A 21,768-nucleotide genomic window follows, 5' to 3' on the forward strand; every position below is an offset into this window, starting at 1 on the left:
TTAACCGTCGGACTTTAAGGCAGCATAGATGTCTTCTGCAATTTTTTTATTGATCGAAGGCACCTTAACCAGATCCTGCACACTGGCCCGCCGAATCTCCTGCAGGCCACCAAAATAACGCAACAGCTCACGCCGCCGCTTGGCCCCGACACCAGGAATATCTTCCAGGCGCGAGGTTTTCCGCTTCTTATCCCGCCGCAGTTTGTGGCCGGTAATTGCGAAACGATGGGATTCATCCCGAATGTGCTGTAACAAATGCAGCGCCGGGGAATCGCTCTCCAGTACCAATTCGCCACCATCATTGGGCAACAGAATCCGCTCAAACCCCGCCTTGCGAGTGGTGCCTTTGGCGATTCCGATCACCATCAAGTCCGAAATGGCCAGCTCCCGCAAAACCTCCTCGGCCCGATGCAACTGGCCTTTACCGCCATCAATAATCAGGAGATCGGGCATCAAACCCTCGCCTTTTTGCAGGCGCGTGTAGCGGCGCCGCAACGCTTGCTCCATCGCGGCGTAATCATCGCCGGCGGTGATGTCATCAATATTAAAGCGCCGATAATCTCGCTTGAGCGGACCATTGCGATCAAAGACCACACAGGAAGCAACCGTCAACTCGCCACTACTGTGGCTGATGTCATAACATTCCAGCCGCTCAGGCATACTATCGAGCTTAAGCACATCCTGCAGAGCCTCGAAGCGCTGAAAGGTATTCTGGCGGCTTGCCAGACGCCCCAGAAGGTTCTCCTGAGCCGTATTGGTCGCTAACTGCATCCACTGTTGCCGCTGCCCCCTCAAATCGCCACACTGAATACTGAGGTTACGCCCCCACTTCTGTTGCAGAGCCGCTTCAAGCTCAGGCAATTCTTCTGGCTGAAGATTCAACAGGATTTGGCGAGGCAGAGTGCGGTCGCTATCCGTCAGATAGAACTGCCCTAAAAACGCCATCAGCATTTCCGATTCTTCCTGCAGTAGCCCCTGCCCCGCCGCCGATTGAGGAAAATGACTATTGCTGCCCAAAATACGCCCCTGGCGAATATACAGCACGTGAACACACACCAATCCGGCTTGATGTACCAGGGCAATGACATCCACGTCACCACTGCCACCCTCGATGATCTGCTGCGTCTGAACTCGGGCAAGCGCCGCCATCTGATCCCGATATTGGGCCGCTTGCTCAAAATCCAATTGCGCCGCAGACGCTTCCATCAAATCAGCCAGCTCCTGCTTTAAGCTATCGCTTTTGCCCGCCAAGAACATTTCACTGTGGCGTAGATCTTCCGTATAGGTGTCTTTGTCGATCAGCCCGACACACGGCCCCGTGCAGCGGTCGATCTGAAACTGCAGGCACGGCCGGGAGCGGTTGTAGAAAACACTGTCTTCACACTGGCGTAATTTGAAAGTCTTCTGCAGAAAGTTGAGACTGGAGCGGGCCGCCCCCGCATTGGGAAACGGACCAAAATAGCGATTGCCCTTACGCTTGGCGCCCCGGTGCAATACCAACCGGGGGAAGTCCTCGCCCCCCGTGAGGGCAATATAGGGGTAGGATTTATCATCCCGCAGCAGAATATTGAACGGCGGACGATTCTGCTTGATCAGATTTTGTTCGAGCAGCAGGGCCTCGGTTTCAGTCGCCGTAACGGTGACATCGATGCGGGCAATTCGCGCCACCAGCGCACGGGTTTTGGGATTGGGTATATTCTTCTGAAAATAGCTGCCCAGCCGATTTTTCAGGTTGCGCGCCTTGCCAACGTAGAGGATTTTCTCGTCAACGTCATACATCTGATAAACCCCAGCACGAGTCGTTACCTGACTCAAAAAACGCTTGGCATTAAATAGGGGTTCGTCAGAGCTCGCTAGCAGGTCGGGATCAGTCATGGGTGTATGATACGCGCATATGATTTCTAATCAAATCAAACATTTAGAGTCCGATAGATAAGATATTACGCAAAAGAGGGCTCATTTGCCCACTATTGAATAGCGTATCGGAAGTTTACCCTTCAACGCTAGCGAGAAGTAGCGAATCTCTTTTGGTCGTTAATCTTTTATTTCGACCAATGACAGGTGGCAACGCTCACCAACGACCGCTTGACTATAAACAACTCTTGAGAGCTTTTTACCTGCGGTTTTCGCCGCAAGTAGATTCGAATACGCAGCCCTGCCAAAATCCGTGGTGATGTCTAAATAGACCGCAGACCACTCACAATTGAGTGTCAAACCCTCCGTCACTGTAAAGTACGCATAATTTCCCTGCACACCGATTCGATCAATCGCTCTATTACTGTCTTCAACGGCAAACGCGCTGTAGGAAAAAACCCCAGACAGGAGTAGCCCAGCAAAACGCTTCATCATCATTTCCTCCAAGAATTCAAAACTCTTAATAACGAACAAACGGTAAGACACTCATCAACGCTGTATCTACCGCAATATTCTGATTTTCCAATCATTAAAAACATCTAGCTACAGAGTTTAATGATAAACTTTCTTACAACCTAATCAGTTTAGGTACAATTCAATGGCACCACTCTAGCGAAAACCAAATTAGAATTTTTCGCATAACGTTAACAACCGCCCCTAGAAACTCGCGCGAAGAATTACAACGGAAGTCATCTATGAAAAAATACATCCTTGGCGCAAGCCTTCTTCTATCAGCACTATCGCACGCAGGCAAAGATCAAGTCCCTACCGATAGAGCGATTACAAAAATCATCACTTACGAGGATTTCGCCGCAATTTGGTTTACACCAAATTTTGACAACACCCAGAACTGTCAAAACACGATCCAAGGACGGGTAATCATAGATATGAAAGATGAAAAATCGAAGGAAATGTATTCCGCAGCCCTAGCAGCGGCGACATCCGGAAAAAAAGTGGGCTTTGGAATTGAAGGGTGCTTCAACCGTGCTCCAAATTACCCCCTAATCTACCGCATCGACATCAGTTTTTAATCGATAGGTTTGATAGAAGCTACACTTTTCTAAGACTTAATATTTTTGCGCTGATAGGAAAACAATGAACATTTTCACCAAGCTTGGTATTGCCACTACAGCACTTACTATTTCAACGGCGTCCTTTGCCGGGATATCCGCAGAAGTCGGCATTGCCGCAATTCAAGTACAGGACAATCGCACCTGGATCGACTTAACCGATAGCATCGGCAGCGCCACCACTTGCTCAAATAAAACAGCCGTTGAACTTGCCAACGACGGAAATGTTAACCGTGAACTTATTATTTCTGTCGCGCTTACTGCATTAACGGCGGGACGAAAGGTAGTTATTATTGCCTCTAACGATTGCTCTAATGTTGATAAAGACATAATAAAAGGGATTCGAATTGTGAGAACGAAGAGTGAGTGACTTCAGCATGGCTTCCCTTATCTATGAGTGATTTAAAGCGCACCTACAAGACGGCAATGCAGCGCTCAATGCAGCGGAAATCACTCTGGATGATTTGGAAGCCAAGTGGGGCGACAAATTTCCGATAGCGATCCAATTCTGGCGCAACTAGCGGCCAACACTCTCGGCTTTCTTTAAGTATCCGGATTATGTGCAGAAGTCGATCTACACCATCAACTCCGTTGAAGCGGTTCACCGTCAATTTCGTAAGCCCACCAAAACTAAGGATGGCTCCGCCAATGAAAACAGCTTACTGAAGCTGCTTTACGCCGGTATACTCAAAGACACTGAGCGATTGCCCCATCCGATTCAACATTGAAACAAGACACTGTCGCAGCTCACGATTCACTTCCCGGATCGGCCAGGGAAACACATCAGTTTATGATCCTGCTGACTGACACAGAGCTTTGAACACCCTCTAGTCAATGTTATAAAAAGTGCCTATTAACAATCGGTATCTTTCAGAGACGTTTTTTATATCAAACCAATATTTCAAGCCCTTTCTCTGCAACCAGGTTCAATAGTTTTAACGAAGGGCCATTAGGCCTTTTCGCACCTTGCTCCCACTTCTGTACCGTGGATTTGCTGGTATTCAGGTAAGCGGCAAATACACCTTGGCTGGCATGATTTTTAATACGAATTTGTTTGATCTGTAACGCGCTGAACTCTTTGATGGGTGGCAAGCATAGCGCATCAAACTCTCGCAATGTAGACTCTTTCATCACCCCGGCAGCATGCAAGTCTTTCGCAGTATCATGCACCGCATCCATAATTGATTTACTCATTGACACTTACCTCGACTAACGCACCAAACTTAATCGCTTCATCCAGCGCCTTATCATTGTATCCCAATAATTCTTTTGCCAATCGCTTCAATGCTCTCAACTCATCAGAACTGATATTGGATCGAGCATTCTTGGCAAATCCATACATAAAAAACGCCTTACTACCTACCCTGTAAGCCAGAACAGTTCTTAGGCCGCCGCTTTTACCGCGACCACTGATCGCCACGCGTTTTTTAATAACATGGCCACCCAAATCTGCGTCGATTAATCCAAGCTCTATCTCTTTAACCGCCGCGAGCAACGCGCCGTCGTCAAGGCCCTCTTTTACCGCCCATTTGAAGAAGGTCTTGTTTTTAAATATTCTCATTCTTGGCCCTTACCCTAACAAGCCGAGTGTAGCACCTAGTGCCATACACATCCATAGTTTTACCCCCACAGAATTAGGCCCAACCGTCAACAAGCCCGTTACGCAGCGGCGAGCTTAAACTCGCCTGCAGATACTGACTTCAAAAAGAAATATCTCTGCTTATCAACCAGTTAAAGAGATAAAGACGACGAGAGCAAATAGGATTTTCGAGAAGGCAAAATAGACTCTCACGCGAGAGCGAACTTTAGCCGTTTGGATGAACGCGCAAATGTGGACGACATGGCGCGCGCACTAAACATTCAGGTGTAGCAACCGCCATCGAAGCCTTAACCAACACGACACAACCGACAACGCCGCGACTGACCGACACCCTTAACCCACCCTCGCCCGCGCTTGGCGGCAAACGCGGCTAGGGATTCCACGGAGCCAACACCATTCCCATAGGAACGACCAAAGTGTTGAATATGATCCAACCAGCGATCGGGATCGATGTTGAGCTGCTGAATAAGGCGAGGACTCTTTTCTGCGATATAACCTTTTTTGTCATCGCGAATCGCTCGGCCGGTGGTATCCACCAAAGCCATATAATCCGCAAAGGTAAAAGGCAGGGCCGTTTCGAGTGAAGTATGGGCGCTGCCATCAAAAGGCTTAAGGGCGGCCTGAGAAAGATCCGCCAAGCCGATCTCTTTGCGAACAGCCTGCTGGCGTTTTACCGCTTGTTTCACATCCGAATGTTGACGAGCGGCATTTTTATGCTCGCGAACATAATCGTAAATCCGCTGCTGAATCGAGGTGTAATCACTCAATTCCATGGATTCTGCCATGCCCGCACGAACCGGATTGAGATCCACATAGGCCATACAACTTAACAACGCCGCGTCATCCAACAAGGCCTGACTTTTGTAGCGCCCTTCCCAGAAGCGGCCACGACAGTCCTCTTCCTCATTGGCCATACGAGCAATGGTCTCGTTAACGCCCCGCATAAACCACTCAATGGAGGATAACCGCTCGCGCCAGCCATCAATGATTTCGCGAACCGCATCGAGTTCACCTCGGCTAAAAGACTCTGGCGACTGCAGCCAGCGATCCACCAACAAATGACCTTTATAGATCTGCATCCAACGCTCGGCAACGTCGTGATCACTCCAGCCTTTCGCCCTATTACGATCCACATGCAAGACCACATGGTAATGATTGCTCATCACCGCATAAGCGCACAGATCGATGGCGTAGACATAAGACAGAAATCTTAACCGCGAGACAATCCACTGCTTGCGGTGATCGTAATTCTCACCGGTCAGCGCATCATCCCCACAGAGATACGCACGACGTACACACCGCACATAGCAGTGATAAAACGGCGTCGCATCAAGATCAATTTGTTCGGAACGGGCTTTGGTCATGTTTTGGGAGTTTATCGGTTTTGAGGAGCTAAGTCAAGTTTATGGATGTCCTCTATATTTTGATTATATAGATTTAATAAAAAGGCACCCCACAATTGATCACAGGGTGCTTACTCTTTGCCTATTTCTTCACTTGCTCAAAAGCTATAGATTTAAATTTGTCTATATACTCTTCTAAATCATATTTAGAGGATACCTTCGATATTTTTTCAAAGACATTCAAATAATCCTCCGAACTTGAAGCCCTGTAAACCATCAACGGTACATTATGAAAAATGTCTGCAATTTTTTTCGCTGCATTCAAACTCTCTGAAGAACGTATTTCAATAAAAGCAAAATGCATCAGTTGATATAACGCTGCCTCTAATTCTTGAGCATCATAGTTTTTATCCATCTGTATTCTTAGCCTCCATATGGGCCTAATGGATCATCATTAATATTATCTGGACGCTCCGGAAACTCTATGACGGGTATTTCGGTGTCACCTGCCCATCCACGACCTTTTGCTTCATTAATTCGAGTATTACCGTCAATAACAGTATTACCCCTTACTTTTACTTTCTCTCCGTCCTCAGGGTTGTTAATAGCTTCACCTAACCCTTCATCAGATAGCTCTCCAATTTCGGGATCGTTCTGAGGATGATCAGGATCATGAATAGGTTCCAAGTCCCCAAGCTTTCGCGTGCCCTCCGAGCCTTCTGAAGATTCACTATATGCGTTATATGCTTCGGATGCCCCATAAGCTACAGCCGCAGCACTACCTGTAAATAATGCTGCTTTTATCGCAGCAGCAGCCCAAGGGATTGCAGGTAGAGCGATTACGAATTTACCGGTTGGATCTATATGGTTCATTGGGTCATTCCCAACGTAGGCATAAAGATTCATCTGATCTTCATACCCAACCGGATCGGTCTGCATAAACCGCCCCAGTGTCGGCGAATACATCCGCGCCTTATAGTGCCACAGGCCTAATTCGCTCAACCAAACCTGCCCGGTATAGCCAAACCGCAGCGAGTGATTTGACAGAGGCTTTCCCCAGGCATCGTAGCGGAGCAAGGATTCCACATTACTGGAATTGTCTGTTACAGCCACGATACTCCCCTGCTGATTGGGGTGCAAATGCTGCAGATTACTGCTCGTCACGCTACTACCGTCAAACATTACCACAGGGTCATCGACGCCAGCACCGTGCACATACCGTCTCAACGGTGTGGTGCTGGTATTGATGTACTCTGCGATCAGCTCGTCGCCATCGTAGAGAAAATAAGTAATACCAATGGGCGTTTCGTATTTGTAAAGTCGTCCCAGGGGGTCGTACCAGAGTTCCGCAATCAGCTCGCCGCTGGCTTTGGTTGCCTTGACCAACCGGTTTTCCTGATCGTAGGTGTAATTGGTATCAGAATTCGATGTCAGGTTACCGTTCGCATCGTAGCTGTAGTTCACACCACCAACCGCCGTGTACTGGTTTAACCCATTGGTGTTGTAGGCGGCTTTCTGGAGAACCGGGATGGGCACATACTGGCTGTTGGTGGTCTGCAGCTTAGTGAGTTGCGAGACGGCGTTGTAGTCGTATTTGTAGGTGTTGTCACTGGCGCTGCCAGCGACATCTAAACCTAATACCGTCAACCGACCCATGCCATCATACTGGTATTGATTGATGCCGCCACCCGTAAGGCGATCTAGCAAGCCATTCCCTTTGTAGCGATAACTGGCCAATGTACCAGCATTGGCGTGGGTAATCGATGAGAGTCTGTCCAATGCATCCCAGTTGAACGAGAACACTTGATTACCAGGATAAGTTACGCTGCGCCTTAATCCTTTTGCGTCGGGCGCGTAGTTGATGGTGCGCGTCACACCATCAAGATTGATGGAAGCGCTGGTTTGATCACCGCGAACGTTATAGCTCTGCGTTACACCAGCACCTTGGTCAGATCCAAAACGCGTATAGAGGGTTCGACCGAGCAAGTCGTAACCGTAATAGACGTTTTGAGAGTGGTCTGCCGCCAGGCCACTGCGGGCAGGTACGATCTTTTGGACCATTCGATCCAAGTTGTCGAATTCGTAATTAAGTACGACGCCGTTTCTGCGACGAAAACTGATTCGGTTGTCATTCGCATCATAGCCGTATTGTTCATAGTCAGAGTTCGAATAGGCATTGGCTGCTTTGGTCTTTGAAGGAAAGTACCAGTGGGTTTGGCGATCGTAACCGTCATAGCTCAAACCAGCCTTGTTTTGATTGGCATCCGTGATAGAGATTGGCTTGCCGTTGTTGCTATAGCTGTAAGCCTTGTAGACCTGCTCCAGAGGCGTGCCAAAAGCTTTATAAACATTTAACAACTGACCTGCCGCATCGTATACGTTCCTGGTAATGCGATCTTCCGCATTTTCGGCGGTTGCACCGAGTGCGCAAGCATCCTCCGGGACGGACGCGGTATCCAGGCGCTGCGCAGTACAAACAACGCGATTCCAAGCGTCGTAGGAATATTGCGTTACCCCATAGGTTTTTCCACCGCCAGATACTGTCTCACGATTTTTGCGGCCCAGCCCGTCGTAGCCGTACACCACCTGCTTTACCACGGACATCGCATTTAGATGATTCAGTGATACGCCCGTTGTCGTACCCGAAAGTACAGAGGTAACCCGGTCATCCGCATCGTAATTTGTTTTGGTGGCAAGCCTCGGAAGAGATCCGCCACCATCTGGATCTTCGCTGATTTCACCAATCTGACGACCGATGACGTCATAGTGATAATAGGTCGAATGATTCAATGCGTCTCTAACAGAAGACACTAAGCCTTTATTGTTGTACGCCGTAGATTCTGTTGCGACATCGCTGCCGTCTCCGGCGCGGATGGTCTTAGTCTGCGGCAGCAAGGTATTGCCCAAGTAAGAAATTTCTGTCACAAGCTCATCTTGCGATCCAGAACAACTGCTGCCCTGGATACACTCCGATATGTGAGTCAGCCGCCAGAGAGTGCCATTGCCCGTATCTGTCGCTGTATAGGTATGCGTTTTTGTAGGCCGCACACCATCAGCATCGGCAGGCAAGGTCATTGTCGCAACCCCACCGTGCTCATTGTAATAGGTGTAATCCGTCTGGTTGCCCTTGGCGTCTTTCGTCCAACTCGGCTGATTACAGGTTTTCGCATAAGTACAGGTTTCCGGGTAGCCCGCCGAAAACACTTCTCGATCTGTCTCAGCCGATCCAGGCTTTGCCACTTGAAGTATGCTGGTGATGTTACCGCGGCTGTCATAACGGTAGTTGTAACCATTGTTTTCAGGGAAAGAGACCCCTTCAATCAGATTGTTCTCGTAGGCATAACCCGTAAGTCGCTGCAGCTCATCCGTATAGTCATCGATCTGGGTTTCAACATTCCCCTCGTGCTCAGGACACTGTGGATCGCCGTGGTCATAGTCATTTTGAATCCAGCTAAAATTAACTTTCCGCGTTTTTCCATTGGGGTCAGTGAGAATTTTGGATTCTTCTGCGTTATCGTATTTCCAGGTGAGGCCACCACGAACGATGGAAGACACGGGGATTGTCGACCCCGCACCTGCAGCATCAACAAACTCCCAGCTCGCTGCGTTTTCCATATGGTAATTGATTTGGGTGACAATCTGGCCTGGAGACGTCACTGAAATCGGTAGCATTGGTGTCGAGTCAATGGGTGGATTGTATCCACTTGGCAACTCACCATGACAACGCATCACAAAGCCGCCCTGGAAGGTCACCTTGTATTCACGTCCAAGATCATCACTCTGCACAACCAAATACGAAACGGGATCTTCAGTAATTTCTGTGTATCGCGTGGTGATCGTATTGAGCAATGTGGCGTCTTTGTACAATGCAAAGTCAACGTCGCGCTGCCCACGATAATAAAAGCGTAACCAGTTATCTCCGGTTGTCGAACTGCTGGGCACCGTATACCCGTAATCCTCCAGCCAACGAATCTCAAGAGCGTAACCCAAGTTGCTGGTAATGGTTTCCACACGATACGTCTGGCCACCTTTTACATCTGTTGTACTGATCGGTGAATAAGTTATTTTTTCACCAGAGGGATAAGTAATGGTGGAGACCATGGCAGCAGCTTCATATTCCGCCGCATTACAATAGGTGGGATCACCACCCAACAGAGTGCATTGCCCCTCAGGGTAATAATGCTCCATCGTCGGGAAGAATTGATATACCGTACCGTTCTTGTCGGTAAAAACGTAATCATGCTGAGAGTTGCGCATCAGCTGAGAGCCGTCTTTGCGGATATCCTGGGTACAAATTCCTTGAGAGGGACAACTGAAGAGACGATCAAGACCGCCAACATGCACGGTTATATGTCGAATACTAATTTGCGCCGAAGAAGATTGATCAGACCAATAGGTCTTATCTTCGATATACGCCAGTGCCGAATAACTAGGCTTGCGCCCGTTAAAGCCGCTGGTCATATTGAGATGCCCTGCACCCGGAACATTAAACGTAATGGGCGAAGACGAGTAAAAACTGCCTGTACCCGCATCTACGCCGTTAAAGTCGGGTTTCGGATCAATCACCGGTAAATTTTCGAACTTGATCCCGGCAGCCTGCGCCACCGAAGACGCCAGCAAAAACATTGTTAAAAATAGAACAATGTTCGAGGGAGAATAGAAGCCAAAGGGTTTAAAGAAATAAAACGTATTACGATGCATTTGAAACATCCGCAGCTTATTCCGCATCACAGGTTCCCTCCCCCATACTGGCATTGTTCGCTTCCTCACAGCGATTTCCCGCCGGATCATATCGGTAACTCTGGGTATAAGGCGTAGATGCGGAGGTTTCACTGATAACACGTAAGCGCCCTAACGCATCGTATTGATAGCTGACTGATGAAGCGGGTCCAATTTCTGCGAATGAACTGCCCGACGTAAATTGATAGGCGGAGCCTTGATTGGCGAGAACAATATCGATCCGATTATCATCGTTATAGTCTGACAAACCGATTGATATCGAGCGATCACTGAGGTTATGAGAGAGAGCGTTTGCGCCGGTAAAACTGACCAGAGTTGAGGGCAATAAATCACCTGAACTTCCAGACACGACCAATGATGTACTACTCTCATTCTGGCCACGGATCAGTACATCCTGTATACCATCACCGTTCAAATCCCCCAAATAATAATCAGAATTTAATTGTGCCTTTGTGTAGGTCGCCAAATCAGCGTCGGTAAGATCCAACAACTGAGGGGAACCATATCCACCACTTCCACCATAAATGACAAAGGACGATGAAGGATAGAACGCAATCGGAATTGCGATATCACTGTGAATCAACACGATGGATTGTTGAATTTGAAAATAGATATCGGGATACCCGTCGCCATTTACGTTTCCGTAATAGAGTTCGTATTGGCTTGGGTTGGCAGATAACGCGCTAGCACTCCAAACAACCGCACTTCCAACAACAATAACTCCCTGTAACAGCCTACGCCTGGCGCACCTTATACAATCATCCATTCGCCGCAACAAAATCCTGAAACCTCTATTTATTCACATCATTTCTATGCGGCATTATTGTCAGCAACGACGCCGCACGAGAAAACTGCTGATTATGCGTCAATACCTTTTACGGACGCATTACTCATTAAAGACGATCACTCGATGTAGTTTATGCCCAGCTACCCCACCCACGGTTTCCGTCGAGTCGTAACAATGAAAAGAGACTTTCTTTCCGGCCATCCAGGTTGATAACAGAAGACTGTATAAGGCGCTTTCGTTGTTTGGGACATAACACCAAGTCCCTCCCGAAAACTTGAAGTATATTGGCTTTTCATTTTCCCACTCTAAGACTTGAACTATCTCTTCTCGCCCCCCTGTCACCCAAGCATTAGCCGGAAGAGAGACCGTAGCGACGCTTGAAAAAGCCACCAGAGTTAGAAGTAATTTCCTAGCGGATTTTAATGATATACACATTGCGTTCTTGAAGGTTCTTGGACGTTTTTTCATACCTATTTACTTCATTAATCGAATAGAAATCACTTTTGTTCTGTTGCCTATTTCGCACGTGCCTGCGTCGACAACAAGCTGAACATCAGAATCTGCGGCAAAGGCAGTCAACGCCATGGATAGCAATTCTTCATAAGCCGGATGGTTTTTACTGATCGAATATTGAGTAGATGCAGCATTACAACCTTCAGTAGGTGTTGTATGAAAGAGAGCTATTCCTTCTCCATTCCAACCATTTTCGATATACGTTACCTTTCCTCGCGCAATGATTTCCGCAGGCAAAACCGATGTAGGAATAATACTTAGCAAACAAAACAAAAAGATTTTTTTCATTTGGAATCTGGCCTATCAAAGGCAAATTTGTTTTCCAAGAACCGTCATGCATTCACTTTGAGGAGGTTACAGAAATTTCTATAGCCATAGAAATCAAAAATTTAGGAAAGCATGTGAACTAACGGGAATTGTACTGACAGTTTTAGAAAGATTGACATAGATTAACTTACGTAAATCTATGAATTTTCCCACACAGAAGTGCTTTTCATACTTTCCTATAAAACTGAATATTTATTTACCAGAAAAAATGAATTTAGTGACATAGTTCACAGATTTCTCTGCGAATTTAAGGGAGGAATTTGGCGACATGGCCTTTTTTTAAGAATGACGATTTTTCACAGCCAACAAAGAAATTACTCTGGGTACTCGGGATATCCAGCTACTATCCAGGGATACTGTGCAAAGGCTAGGAATTTAAACACCCTCGATAAACCTACGGGCAACTGAAACAAAACATTCAGACAAGATCGCCCACAGAACTCCGCACGCAGTAGCCTACCTGCAACCATTCGATATTTTTGCATGTGGTCGCAGATAGTTAAGCATGTGATGTTTAATACGAGCGGGAAATAGGCCCGGAAGAAATCAGTGAAGAATGGACTCGATATCCAGAATTTTATGTTTAACGGCAAGCAGAGTCAGTTCAACATCGCTATTGATATCGAGCTTTTCAAAGATCCGATAACGATAGCTGTTGACCGTCTTAGGGCTCACGCAAAACGTATCGGCTATCTGCTGAGCTTTCTTGCCATTGGCAATCATAATTGCCGTTTGCAACTCACGCTCAGACAAGAGCTCGAAGGGCGACTTGTCCCGGTCAGGCGAAAAGTTACGCAGGGCGAGTTGTCGAGCCACACTGCTGCTCATGTAGAGATCGCCTTGGTAAACAGTACGGACGGCCTGGTTCATCTCTTCCACAGAGGCACTCTTGGAGATATACCCTTTGGCACCCGCTTGCAGTAGCCGGGTCGGGAAGACGTCGTCTTCGTACACGCTTACGGCAATCACTTTAATGGATGGATAGACGGCGGCGATTTTCTTGGTCGCTTCTATACCGCCATAGCCCGGCATATTAACGTCCATAAGAACGACATCTGGCGCAATTTCACGGCACACTTTCACCGCTTCTTCGCCACTGCGTGCTTCCCCCACAACATCAAAATCGTCGACGTCGTCCAGCATTCGTACGATACCCGTTCGCACTAAATCCTGGTCGTCAACCACGAGAATTCTAATCAAAATTTGACCCTGAAATCGCTAAAGGATGCTTAGGCCGAATCCATATTTCGGTGTGAATCGGACAGTCCACCTGTCCCCCTCAGCGGTATCTCAAGTCTAGCCTAGTTCGGAATAGATTATTCTGACGACAGCCAAATTTGTGACTTTGGCATCGAAAAAACATCGTCAGTGGCGACTTGAGTAGTATCCTGGAAGATACCGTAAATGATCTGACAAAACCACCGGATTCCAGCAGGACTTCGACTATTATCCAATATGCCGGAAGGTCAGGCTAATCCGCTCTTCAACCCGGGCGCGGGTCTTAGGAATACTGTGATGCCAGAAATGTTGGGTTTCCCCCAGCATCAGCAATAACGAACCGCATTCAAGGTTGAGGTCGAGCGAAGGAATCGCTTTGTCATAACGATGTTTGAGGCTAAAACGCCGCGCAGCGCCAAGACTAACGGTTGCTATCACCGGATTACGTCCAAGCTCTTTTTCATCGTCGCTATGCCAGCCCACACTATCATTGCCGTCTCGGTAGCAGTTGGCAAGGCAGGAATTGAAGGTATGCCCCGTCCTTTTCTGTAGGTTTTCCCTGATGGAGAGCAACCTAGGTGTCCAGTCATGCAACGGCAGTTGATAACCGGAATAACCATAGTGGCACCCAGGATCGCCGTACCAGGCATTTAGCCTGGGAATTTTTACCTGCCGACCAAACAGGGTGATCTTCGACTGTTCCCATGCCAGCTGACGGCGACACTCTTCCAGCGCCTTATCCGCCTCATCGCTCGACATCCATTGGCGAACGTACACCAGCTTGCCCTGGTGTAGATCGATCACCTCTTCCGCCGGTGGCAGAAAATCCTGCTGCTGCATCATGATGCCGCTCCGATGGGAGACCTGGGCTCTATATCGAGACTAACCCCGAAACAGGCCTGGACATCGGTACGAATTTTTGCGGCCAGCGCCAAAACCTCGCGGCAGGGTCGTTTGCCTGGATTGATCAATACCAGAGCCTGTCGATCGTGAACCCCCACACCCGCTTCCACTGCGCCCTTCCAACCACATTGCTCAATCATCCAGCCCGCGGCCAGTTTGACCTGATCGTCTCCGGCGTCAAAGCCGACCAAGTCAGGATGATCAACTTTTAAGCGTTGAAAATGTGCCCGCTCAACGATCGGGTTCTGAAAAAAACTGCCAACGTTTGGAATCTCAGCCGGATCGGGCAACTTGCTGGAGCGAACCTGACATACCGCCTCGAACACCTGTTCTGGTGTTGGATCGTCGATTCCAGAGGCGGCCAAAGTCTGCGCCAGAGCCGGATAGTCCGCCTGCACCAGAGGCGCAAAATGCAACTTTAACACCACCGAGGTGATCACATAGCGTCCCGCCAAGGCGCCTTTAAAAACGCTGTCTCGATAGCCAAAACCGCAGCCATCACAATCAAAGGTGACCGGCAGCCCACTGGCGATATCCACGGCGTGGAGTTCCTCCAGCAGATCGCACAACTCGACACCATAAGCACCAATGTTCTGGATGGGGGCCGCACCAACCGTACCGGGAATCATCGCGAGATTTTCGAGCCCGTACCATCCCTGCTGCAAGCTCCATCGAACCAAGTCCGGCCAATCGACGCCCGCCCCCAACTTCAACCAGACGTGGTCATCATCTTCCTGCAACCACTCCCGTTCGTTGATGGCCATCTGGATTACCAAGCCAGGAAAATACTCGGGTAATAGCGAATTACTGCCCCCCCCAAGTACATAGATCGGCATGTCACGGCGCAGAGGTTCGCGCCCCTGACGACGCCACAGTAACAGTTGCTGCAATTCTTCAGGAGATTGCACTCTTGCCATATACGCTGCGGTGGCAGGCGCTGCAAGGGTGTTCAAATGGGAGAGATCCGCCTCAGGAATTAACAGTGGCGGCGCCGTCGCGGTATCAATCTGCACTCACCAGCTCCGGGTGTTGCAACAGGATATGGTCCAACAATGCATCGGCCGTACGCTCTATCAATTCGATCACCAGCCGAAAACCTTCCTCGCCACCGTAATAGGGATCCGGCACTTCTGCACGCTCCTGTTCGGGGTCATAATCCAGAAAGAGGGCCAGTGTTCCGGAATAATCGGCGGGTGCCATGGCCTGCAAATCACTCAGGTTTTGCCGATCCATCGCTAAAATATAATCACAGCGTTGAAAGTCGCTGGCGCTCACCTGAGAGGCACGCAAATGGGAAATATCAATACCCCGATCCAGCGCGACCTGAGCAGAACGCCGATCTGGCGGTTCCCCCACATGCCAATCGCCGGTACCGGATGAACACACGTCGATATGATCCTGCAACCCACGCGCCTTGACCCGAGCAGCAAACAGCGCGTGGGCGGTGGGTGATCGGCAGATATTGCCGAGACAAACAAACATGACCGTAATACTCACGCAGAACTCCTCGTGGGTCGGGTTAAACTCGTTGAAATCATCCGTGTGGAAGCGACTCTGCAGCGCTTACCAACCATTTTCCGCAAACAGCGTTCGAACCCGGTTTAGGTCCGCTTCTGTGTCTACGCCAGGAGGCACTTCAACCAATGCATCGGCGACATGGATGCGGTGACCGTTCCACAGTACGCGCAATTGCTCGAGGCGTTCGCAGGTTTCCAACGGCGCGACTGGCCACTCCACGAATTGATGTAACAGGCCGACTCGATAGCCATAAATTCCAATATGGCGGCGGGCTAGACCCGCGACTGCAGAAAAATCTTCGCTGTTCTGCCAATCCACATCGCGTGGCCAAGGCATCGCCGCACGGCTGAAATACAGAGCCATCCCCTCCCGATCCGCTACCACTTTGACAACGTTCGGATTCGCAAAATCCTCAGCGCTGCGGATGGGTTCGCTGAGCGTAGAGACGCTGGCCGCTGGGAATGCCGCCAAATTCTTTGCAACCTGATCGATAACGTCTGGCGGAATCAGTGGTTCATCGCCCTGCACGTTGACGACAATATCGTCGGTAGATAGCCCCAAGTGCTGGGACACCTCTTCCAGTCGGTCAGTGCCGGATTCGTGTGTTGGCGAGGTCAGACAAACGCGGCCGCCAAATTCTTTCACCACATCGGCAACGCGCTGGTCATCGGTTGCAATAATCACCTGAGTGGCAGAGCACTTGCCAGCCTGCTCGTACACACGTTGAATCATAGGCTTGCCGGCGATATCACACAGCGGTTTGGCGGGCAGTCGGGTAGACGCATAGCGTGCGGGAATGACGACGGTAAAATCCATGAAAGCCTCTCTCTGGCCTGAGTCGAATACAACTCGGTAAATGGTTACTGCCCACAGGGAACAGGATGCATCATGTTTTGGTTATTGCGCGAAAAATAGGTATCGAAGGTACCGTTTATCATTCCGCATGATGGGCGAACAGACAGCCCTTAAATGGATGCGGATGGCTCTACAGTAGATCGTTTGGTCGCCGACAATTTTGCCGCCACCTGTTGCAAAACAGAGTCAGGTATTTTGGCTTCAACGGCCAGATACCACCAGTGCTCACCCGCAAAAGAGCGGCATTTTACCGCATCTTTGGCCGTCATCAGTAGCGGCTGGTGCTGGTATTGTGCCAGATCTTGCGACGTAAATTGATGGTGGTCGGGAAAAGTCTGCATCTCCACCGTCAACCCCAGGTCCGCCAAGGTCCCAGCAAAGCGCGAAGGATTACCGATACCGGTCACGGCAGCTATGGCCTCAGACACCGACTCGTCCTGCCGCCAGGGGAAATCGTCTAAATTCGCGCGGTGCATCGGGTCGGAGACTTTGCGCCAGCACACGGGGGCGACCGTCATGACGGCAGGCTCAATATGCCCCAATGGACGCCGAAGCATTCCGTTACTGACCACCAAATCCACCTCGGTCAGGCGCTCTGGCGGCTCGCGCAGAGGGCCTTCCGGCAGGCAACGCCCATTTCCCAGACCCCGCTCGCCATCAACCACACAAATTTCAACAGTACGCGGCAATCCATAGTGCTGCAAGCCGTCATCACTGAGAATCAGATCGCAATCGGTTTGTGCCGCAATGGCCTGTACGGCCCGCAAACGCAGGGGATCAACAACGACCGTGAGACCGGTCTCGCCCATCAAAAGCGCCGGCTCATCACCGCTGGCCGTAACCGGGGTATCCGCTGCCAAAAACAGAGGGTACTGCTCCGAATTTCCACCATAACCGCGACTGACGATCGCCGGCTTCCACCCTTGGCGACACAGGTCGCGGGCGAGCGTAATTAACAGAGGCGTTTTGCCGGTTCCGCCCAAGGAGATATTACCGATCACAACCACCGGCAGCGGGAGATCGGCTTGCGCCGCTTGCAACCTCTTGCGACGGCGCGTCGCCAACCATTGAAACAATGCCGATAGCGGTCGTAATAAACACAGCCAACGCCGGCCTTCATACCAGCTACGCACCCAAAAATCCTGCACGATGAAAGCACTCTCTAGCGGGTCATCCCTCACCGCCTTCCGGCTGGCGGGTGGTGATACTCAGATGCACAAACCCAAGCTGTCCAGCGGCATCCATGGCGGTGACTACCGACTGATGTGGTGTCTTTGCGTCGGCGACAATAGTCAGCGGCAAGGTGGTATCGCGATCCGAAGCTTGAATCAGCGCAGATTTTAAGGTCGCACTGCTGCGATCAGCCAATGCCGTGCCATTGATGGAATAGTTGCCGGTCGCGGTGATTAAAATGTCCACGCCCTGTTTTTCCGCCTCTGCCGCAGCCGAGCCTTCCGCTTCCGGCAGATTTACGGTGAGATGGGTTTCTTTGGTAAAGGTGGTCGACACCATAAAGAAAATCAGCAGTAGGAACACCACGTCGATCAGGGGAGTGAGATTAATGGAGTCCTCCGCCTGAATTTGGCGTTTGAACTTCATATTACTTCCCCTTGACGGCGCGATGACCAGCAAGCTGTTGTTCGCCGTGGAAGGCATCCACCAGTTTTACCGCTTCCTGTTCCATGGTCACCACAAGGGTATCCACTTTGCGGCTAAAATAGCGATGCAGAATCATCGCCGGAATCGCAACGCTAAGCCCCGCGGCGGTAGTGATCAGAGCCTCGGAAATCCCGCCGGCCAACACACCCGCATTACCTGTTCCCTGCAACATAATTGCCGTGAAGACTTTGATCATGCCCAGGACGGTACCGAGCAACCCCAACAGGGGCGCCACCGACGCGATGGTGCCGAGAATACCGAGATAGCGCTCGAGGTTATGGACAATCTGACTGGCCGCCTCTTCGATGCTGTCTTTCATGACGTCGCGACCAAAGCGCGCATTAGCGAGTCCCGCAGCCAGCAACGTACCCAGCTCTGACGAATCCCGAAGTTCCTGCAGGCGATTTGCCGTCAGTTGATTGGCATTGATCAGGCTGCCCACATCCGACAACAAGCGAGGCGGTGCAATTTTTTTCGGATTCAACGTCCAGTATCTTTCAATACCAATGGCGCAAACGGCAATAGAACACAACAAAAGGGGCAACATGAGCCAGCCACCGGCGGACACAATCTCGAGCACTTTGATCTCCCTGTCAGGATAATTAGGATAAGTATGCAGACTATTTTAGAACGAAAATCGCAAGAATTGACGCATTAAGGCTTATTAACACTCTTTTAACGGCCATTGAGCAATTATCATTGTAGCTGCTTTTCGACCGAAAGCGTTTGCCTGAGTTTATTGACAAGGTGATTGCCCGAGAGAATCCCGCCAGAAACGACGATGAGACGACCGATAGGCGCTTGTCGCCAGATGTCCCATGCCATCAATGCTGATCTCTAACGCACCAGTAGACTCGGTACACCACATCTCAGCGCCCTGCTGTCGATACGCGTCAACAACGCCCGCTTGAGGATGTCGATAACGATTTCGGTAACCGGCACTGAACACCACATGCTGCGGGTTTAACTGCGTAACCCACTTCTTCGATGATGACGAACCACTGCCGTGATGCGGCGCCAGCAGAATGTCGACAGGGTCCTGTAACCGAGGGTGCTCCAGCAATGTCCGTTCACGGGTACGACTGACATCTCCCGGGAGCAAGAATCGCCGTCCCTGACTTTCGATCAGTAGCACACAGGATTGATCGTTGGACGACGACCAATGACCGCCGCCGCCAAGAATGTGAAAATCGACACCATCCACCCGCCAATCAATATCCCGATCACAATCGCGAACATGACGGCTTAAGTCACCTGTCAAGAGCGTATCGGAGGTCGCCAGAGGCTCTCCGAAGAAGACCTGTTCCACCGGCACTCCAGCCAACACGCCGGACAAGCCTCCGGCGTGGTCAGAATCCCCGTGGCTGATCATCAAAGTATCAATGGCATCAATGCCTTTTGCATTAAGAAACGGGACAATCACCGCCTCCCCTGTATTGAATCCTGAGGGATACCCAGGGCCGGTATCGTAGAGCAGGGTTTGAGTCGGTGAGGAAACCACGACGGCCAACCCCTGGCCGACATCCAGAACGGTTAGTGTGAGCGGAGGGCGCGGCTCAACGGGAGCCGCGAGTTTGGTACAACTGAGCAAACTGGCGCAGAGCAACAAGAGTCCGCACCCTCTTACCTTACCGGGCAACGGTAGCAAAAGAAGAATGATACCCACCTGCAAAGCAATCAATTGATCGAGAGACAGCCGTACACCAGGGTTTAAAAAGAACCGTTCAACAACGGGCTCGCCAGCCTCCAACATCGACCAGAAAAACGTTAACGCCAGTCGACTCCAAGACAGGAGGAGATCCCCCAGAGCGCTAGGTAAAACCAATCCAGCAATAGATTCCGGGACCACCAAAAACGACACAAAGGGAATCGCCAGCAGATTTACCACCGGTGACAACAGACTGACACCCATTCCCCAAAAGAGCTGTACCCCGGTTAACAGCAATAACAGCATTCCCTGCGCGCAGATTAGAGGCCACCAAAATTGTCCGCGGGCGCTTTGACGCCATCGATGTCTTTGCCAATAGACAAAAATCAGCACAGCGACGGCAATAAACGAAAACCAGAAACCGGCATCGAGACAGGCAGCAGGCTGCCAAATAAGAATCAGCGACATCGCCAGCCACCAGGCAAACCAGGGACTCTGCTTGCGCCTAGCGACTGTCCACAGAGCGCCAACCAATACCATGATAAACGCTCGGGTTGCAGGTAGACCATTCCCGGCCATCATGAGATATACAAACGCGCCAGCAACCCCGCACACCGCCCCTAGATTCTGACTCACCCACTGAGGCAGCCGACTGCGCACCATCAGCAGCCCCAATACGCGTCCCACACCGGCCCCTAAACCACCGCACACCAGTGCCATAAAACCAATGTGCAACCCGGATATCGCCAAAAGATGACTGAGCCCATATGCCTGGACCAATTCCCGGTCCGACGCGTTCATCAAATCGCGATCACCGAGGGTCAACGCCAACAGTGTCGCCGTTACACGTCGGTCCTCCTGGCTCAAGAGTATTCTATCCCGCAGAATTTGTCGGTGATGATGCTGCCAGGATACCGCCCTATCCCACATCCCAATCTTCGGCTGTGTGACGTCGGACGCTCGCAGCCCTGAATAAAAACCGTCGAGGCTCCCACTTTTCACCAGCACGTCTCGCACATAGCCAGTCGCACCGATGCCCTGCTGTTGCAACCAAAGCTCGTAGTCAAAGCCACCGGGATTGGCGTAACCATGAGGGCGCTTTAAGCGCACGGTCAACGCCAGCCATTCCCCTCCTCTCAGAGGATGTTTGAGTCCTGCGGTATTCTCGTAAAGCGTGAGTCGCAGACGTTTTGGAATGGCAGTGTCGCTTTTTGCCGACGATAAAACACGAAGATTGAAGCGCTGTAGTCGATCGGCGTGAGACGCGAAACCTTCGACGAAGCCAACAACGACCAGGTCTTCTCCTTCAAGAGATGGGGAAAGCTGTTGCTGCAACCGACCATCAGCCCAGGAGGACGCCCGTAACACCCCGAGAGCAATCACGATAATCATCATCAAAACAGTAACTGTTGCTTTGCCTTTGAGGTCTCCGCCAAGCACACCTTTGTCACGCAGAATCGCGTACCCAATAACAGCGATAAGTAGGACACCGCCACTGCCCCATGCAAGGAGTCCCATAGCAACAGGCAGTTGCACGGTAATCGCGATGGCAAGACAAAATAAAGCGGCAGCTGGCACAGGCGAGCTCTTCCTTGAGCGGAAATCTAAGACAAGCTTGAAAGCCTAAAATGGGACAACACCATTCGCCAGCGTCCATAGTTTGAAAGAGGATT

The 21,768-nt window shown here is 50.3% G+C and carries 20 protein-coding genes and 1 pseudogene; 3 read left to right on the forward strand and 18 right to left on the reverse strand.

The genetic code is table 11. The features are described 5' to 3' along the window. Window positions 1–1,875, reverse strand: a complete 1,875-nt coding sequence (uvrC, locus tag ACXAFR_RS02790; RefSeq protein ID WP_475171697.1) for an excinuclease ABC subunit UvrC — start codon at window positions 1,873–1,875, stop codon at window positions 1–3. 159 nt (window positions 1,876–2,034) lie between these two features. Further along, a complete protein-coding gene (locus ACXAFR_RS02795) occupies window positions 2,035–2,346 on the reverse strand; it encodes a hypothetical protein (protein WP_475171699.1) in 312 nt (103 codons plus the stop codon). A gap of 263 nt (window positions 2,347–2,609) precedes the next feature. On the opposite strand from ACXAFR_RS02795, the gene ACXAFR_RS02800 reads away from it, so the two are divergent. From ACXAFR_RS02800 to ACXAFR_RS02810, 3 genes and pseudogenes are all read left to right on the forward strand, one after another. After that, entirely contained in the window at window positions 2,610–2,945 is a 336-nt protein-coding gene (locus ACXAFR_RS02800) for a hypothetical protein (protein WP_475171701.1), read from the forward strand. A gap of 64 nt (window positions 2,946–3,009) precedes the next feature. Continuing rightward, window positions 3,010–3,354, forward strand: coding sequence for a hypothetical protein (locus ACXAFR_RS02805; protein WP_475171702.1), 345 nt, complete (start codon window positions 3,010–3,012; stop codon window positions 3,352–3,354). A gap of 58 nt (window positions 3,355–3,412) precedes the next feature. Then, window positions 3,413–3,778: pseudogene (locus ACXAFR_RS02810) on the forward strand (transposase); the annotation flags it as partial. 94 nt (window positions 3,779–3,872) lie between these two features. Here ACXAFR_RS02810 and ACXAFR_RS02815 read toward each other — a convergent pair. The 16 genes from ACXAFR_RS02815 to ACXAFR_RS02890 form a co-directional block, all read right to left on the reverse strand. Further along, on the reverse strand, window positions 3,873–4,178 hold the full coding sequence (locus ACXAFR_RS02815; protein WP_475171704.1) for a helix-turn-helix domain-containing protein: 306 nt from the start codon (window positions 4,176–4,178) through the stop codon (window positions 3,873–3,875). Then, window positions 4,171–4,545: a type II toxin-antitoxin system RelE/ParE family toxin gene (locus ACXAFR_RS02820; protein ID WP_475171707.1), complete on the reverse strand. Its 375-nt coding sequence runs from the start codon at window positions 4,543–4,545 to the stop codon at window positions 4,171–4,173. Before ACXAFR_RS02820 ends, ACXAFR_RS02815 begins: the two co-directional genes overlap by 8 nt. A 326-nt stretch (window positions 4,546–4,871) precedes the next feature. Further along, on the reverse strand, window positions 4,872–5,948 hold the full coding sequence (locus ACXAFR_RS02825; protein WP_475171711.1) for a transposase: 1,077 nt from the start codon (window positions 5,946–5,948) through the stop codon (window positions 4,872–4,874). 121 nt (window positions 5,949–6,069) lie between these two features. Then, window positions 6,070–6,342: a hypothetical protein gene (locus ACXAFR_RS02830; RefSeq protein ID WP_475171712.1), complete on the reverse strand. Its 273-nt coding sequence runs from the start codon at window positions 6,340–6,342 to the stop codon at window positions 6,070–6,072. Between the two features lie 8 nt (window positions 6,343–6,350). Then, on the reverse strand, window positions 6,351–10,655 hold the full coding sequence (locus ACXAFR_RS02835) for an RHS repeat domain-containing protein (RefSeq protein ID WP_475171887.1): 4,305 nt from the start codon (window positions 10,653–10,655) through the stop codon (window positions 6,351–6,353). Next, on the reverse strand, window positions 10,645–11,433 hold the full coding sequence (locus tag ACXAFR_RS02840; RefSeq protein WP_475171714.1) for an FG-GAP repeat domain-containing protein: 789 nt from the start codon (window positions 11,431–11,433) through the stop codon (window positions 10,645–10,647). Before ACXAFR_RS02840 ends, ACXAFR_RS02835 begins: the two co-directional genes overlap by 11 nt. A 495-nt stretch (window positions 11,434–11,928) precedes the next feature. Next, window positions 11,929–12,255, reverse strand: coding sequence for a hypothetical protein (locus ACXAFR_RS02845; RefSeq protein WP_475171716.1), 327 nt, complete (start codon window positions 12,253–12,255; stop codon window positions 11,929–11,931). A gap of 585 nt (window positions 12,256–12,840) precedes the next feature. Continuing rightward, entirely contained in the window at window positions 12,841–13,494 is a 654-nt protein-coding gene (gene uvrY / locus ACXAFR_RS02850) for a UvrY/SirA/GacA family response regulator transcription factor (RefSeq protein ID WP_475171717.1), read from the reverse strand. A gap of 246 nt (window positions 13,495–13,740) precedes the next feature. Then, window positions 13,741–14,355, reverse strand: a complete 615-nt coding sequence (locus tag ACXAFR_RS02855) for an alpha-ketoglutarate-dependent dioxygenase AlkB family protein (protein WP_475171718.1) — start codon at window positions 14,353–14,355, stop codon at window positions 13,741–13,743. Next, window positions 14,352–15,428 carry a UDP-N-acetylmuramate dehydrogenase gene (gene murB, locus ACXAFR_RS02860; protein WP_475171720.1) on the reverse strand — a complete coding sequence of 359 codons (1,077 nt, stop codon included), beginning with the start codon at window positions 15,426–15,428 and terminating at the stop codon, window positions 14,352–14,354. The genes ACXAFR_RS02855 and murB overlap by 4 nt, the downstream gene beginning before the upstream one ends. Beyond that, window positions 15,418–15,912, reverse strand: a complete 495-nt coding sequence (locus ACXAFR_RS02865; protein ID WP_475171722.1) for a low molecular weight protein-tyrosine-phosphatase — start codon at window positions 15,910–15,912, stop codon at window positions 15,418–15,420. The genes murB and ACXAFR_RS02865 overlap by 11 nt, the downstream gene beginning before the upstream one ends. Before the next feature lie 66 nt (window positions 15,913–15,978). Next, entirely contained in the window at window positions 15,979–16,749 is a 771-nt protein-coding gene (kdsB, locus tag ACXAFR_RS02870) for a 3-deoxy-manno-octulosonate cytidylyltransferase (protein ID WP_475171724.1), read from the reverse strand. 149 nt (window positions 16,750–16,898) lie between these two features. Beyond that, window positions 16,899–17,921 (reverse strand): tetraacyldisaccharide 4'-kinase, encoded by a 1,023-nt coding sequence (gene lpxK / locus ACXAFR_RS02875; RefSeq protein ID WP_475171726.1) that lies wholly within the window; start codon window positions 17,919–17,921, stop codon window positions 16,899–16,901. 37 nt (window positions 17,922–17,958) lie between these two features. Next, window positions 17,959–18,387 carry an ExbD/TolR family protein gene (locus tag ACXAFR_RS02880; protein WP_475171727.1) on the reverse strand — a complete coding sequence of 143 codons (429 nt, stop codon included), beginning with the start codon at window positions 18,385–18,387 and terminating at the stop codon, window positions 17,959–17,961. 1 nt (window position 18,388) lies between these two features. Then, window positions 18,389–19,027, reverse strand: a complete 639-nt coding sequence (locus ACXAFR_RS02885) for a MotA/TolQ/ExbB proton channel family protein (RefSeq protein ID WP_475171729.1) — start codon at window positions 19,025–19,027, stop codon at window positions 18,389–18,391. 156 nt (window positions 19,028–19,183) lie between these two features. Then, a complete protein-coding gene (locus tag ACXAFR_RS02890; protein ID WP_475171730.1) occupies window positions 19,184–21,673 on the reverse strand; it encodes a DNA internalization-related competence protein ComEC/Rec2 in 2,490 nt (829 codons plus the stop codon). Window positions 21,674–21,768: the final 95 nt, after the last annotated feature.

This window comes from Pseudomaricurvus sp. ABR4_320 (assembly GCF_056159445.1).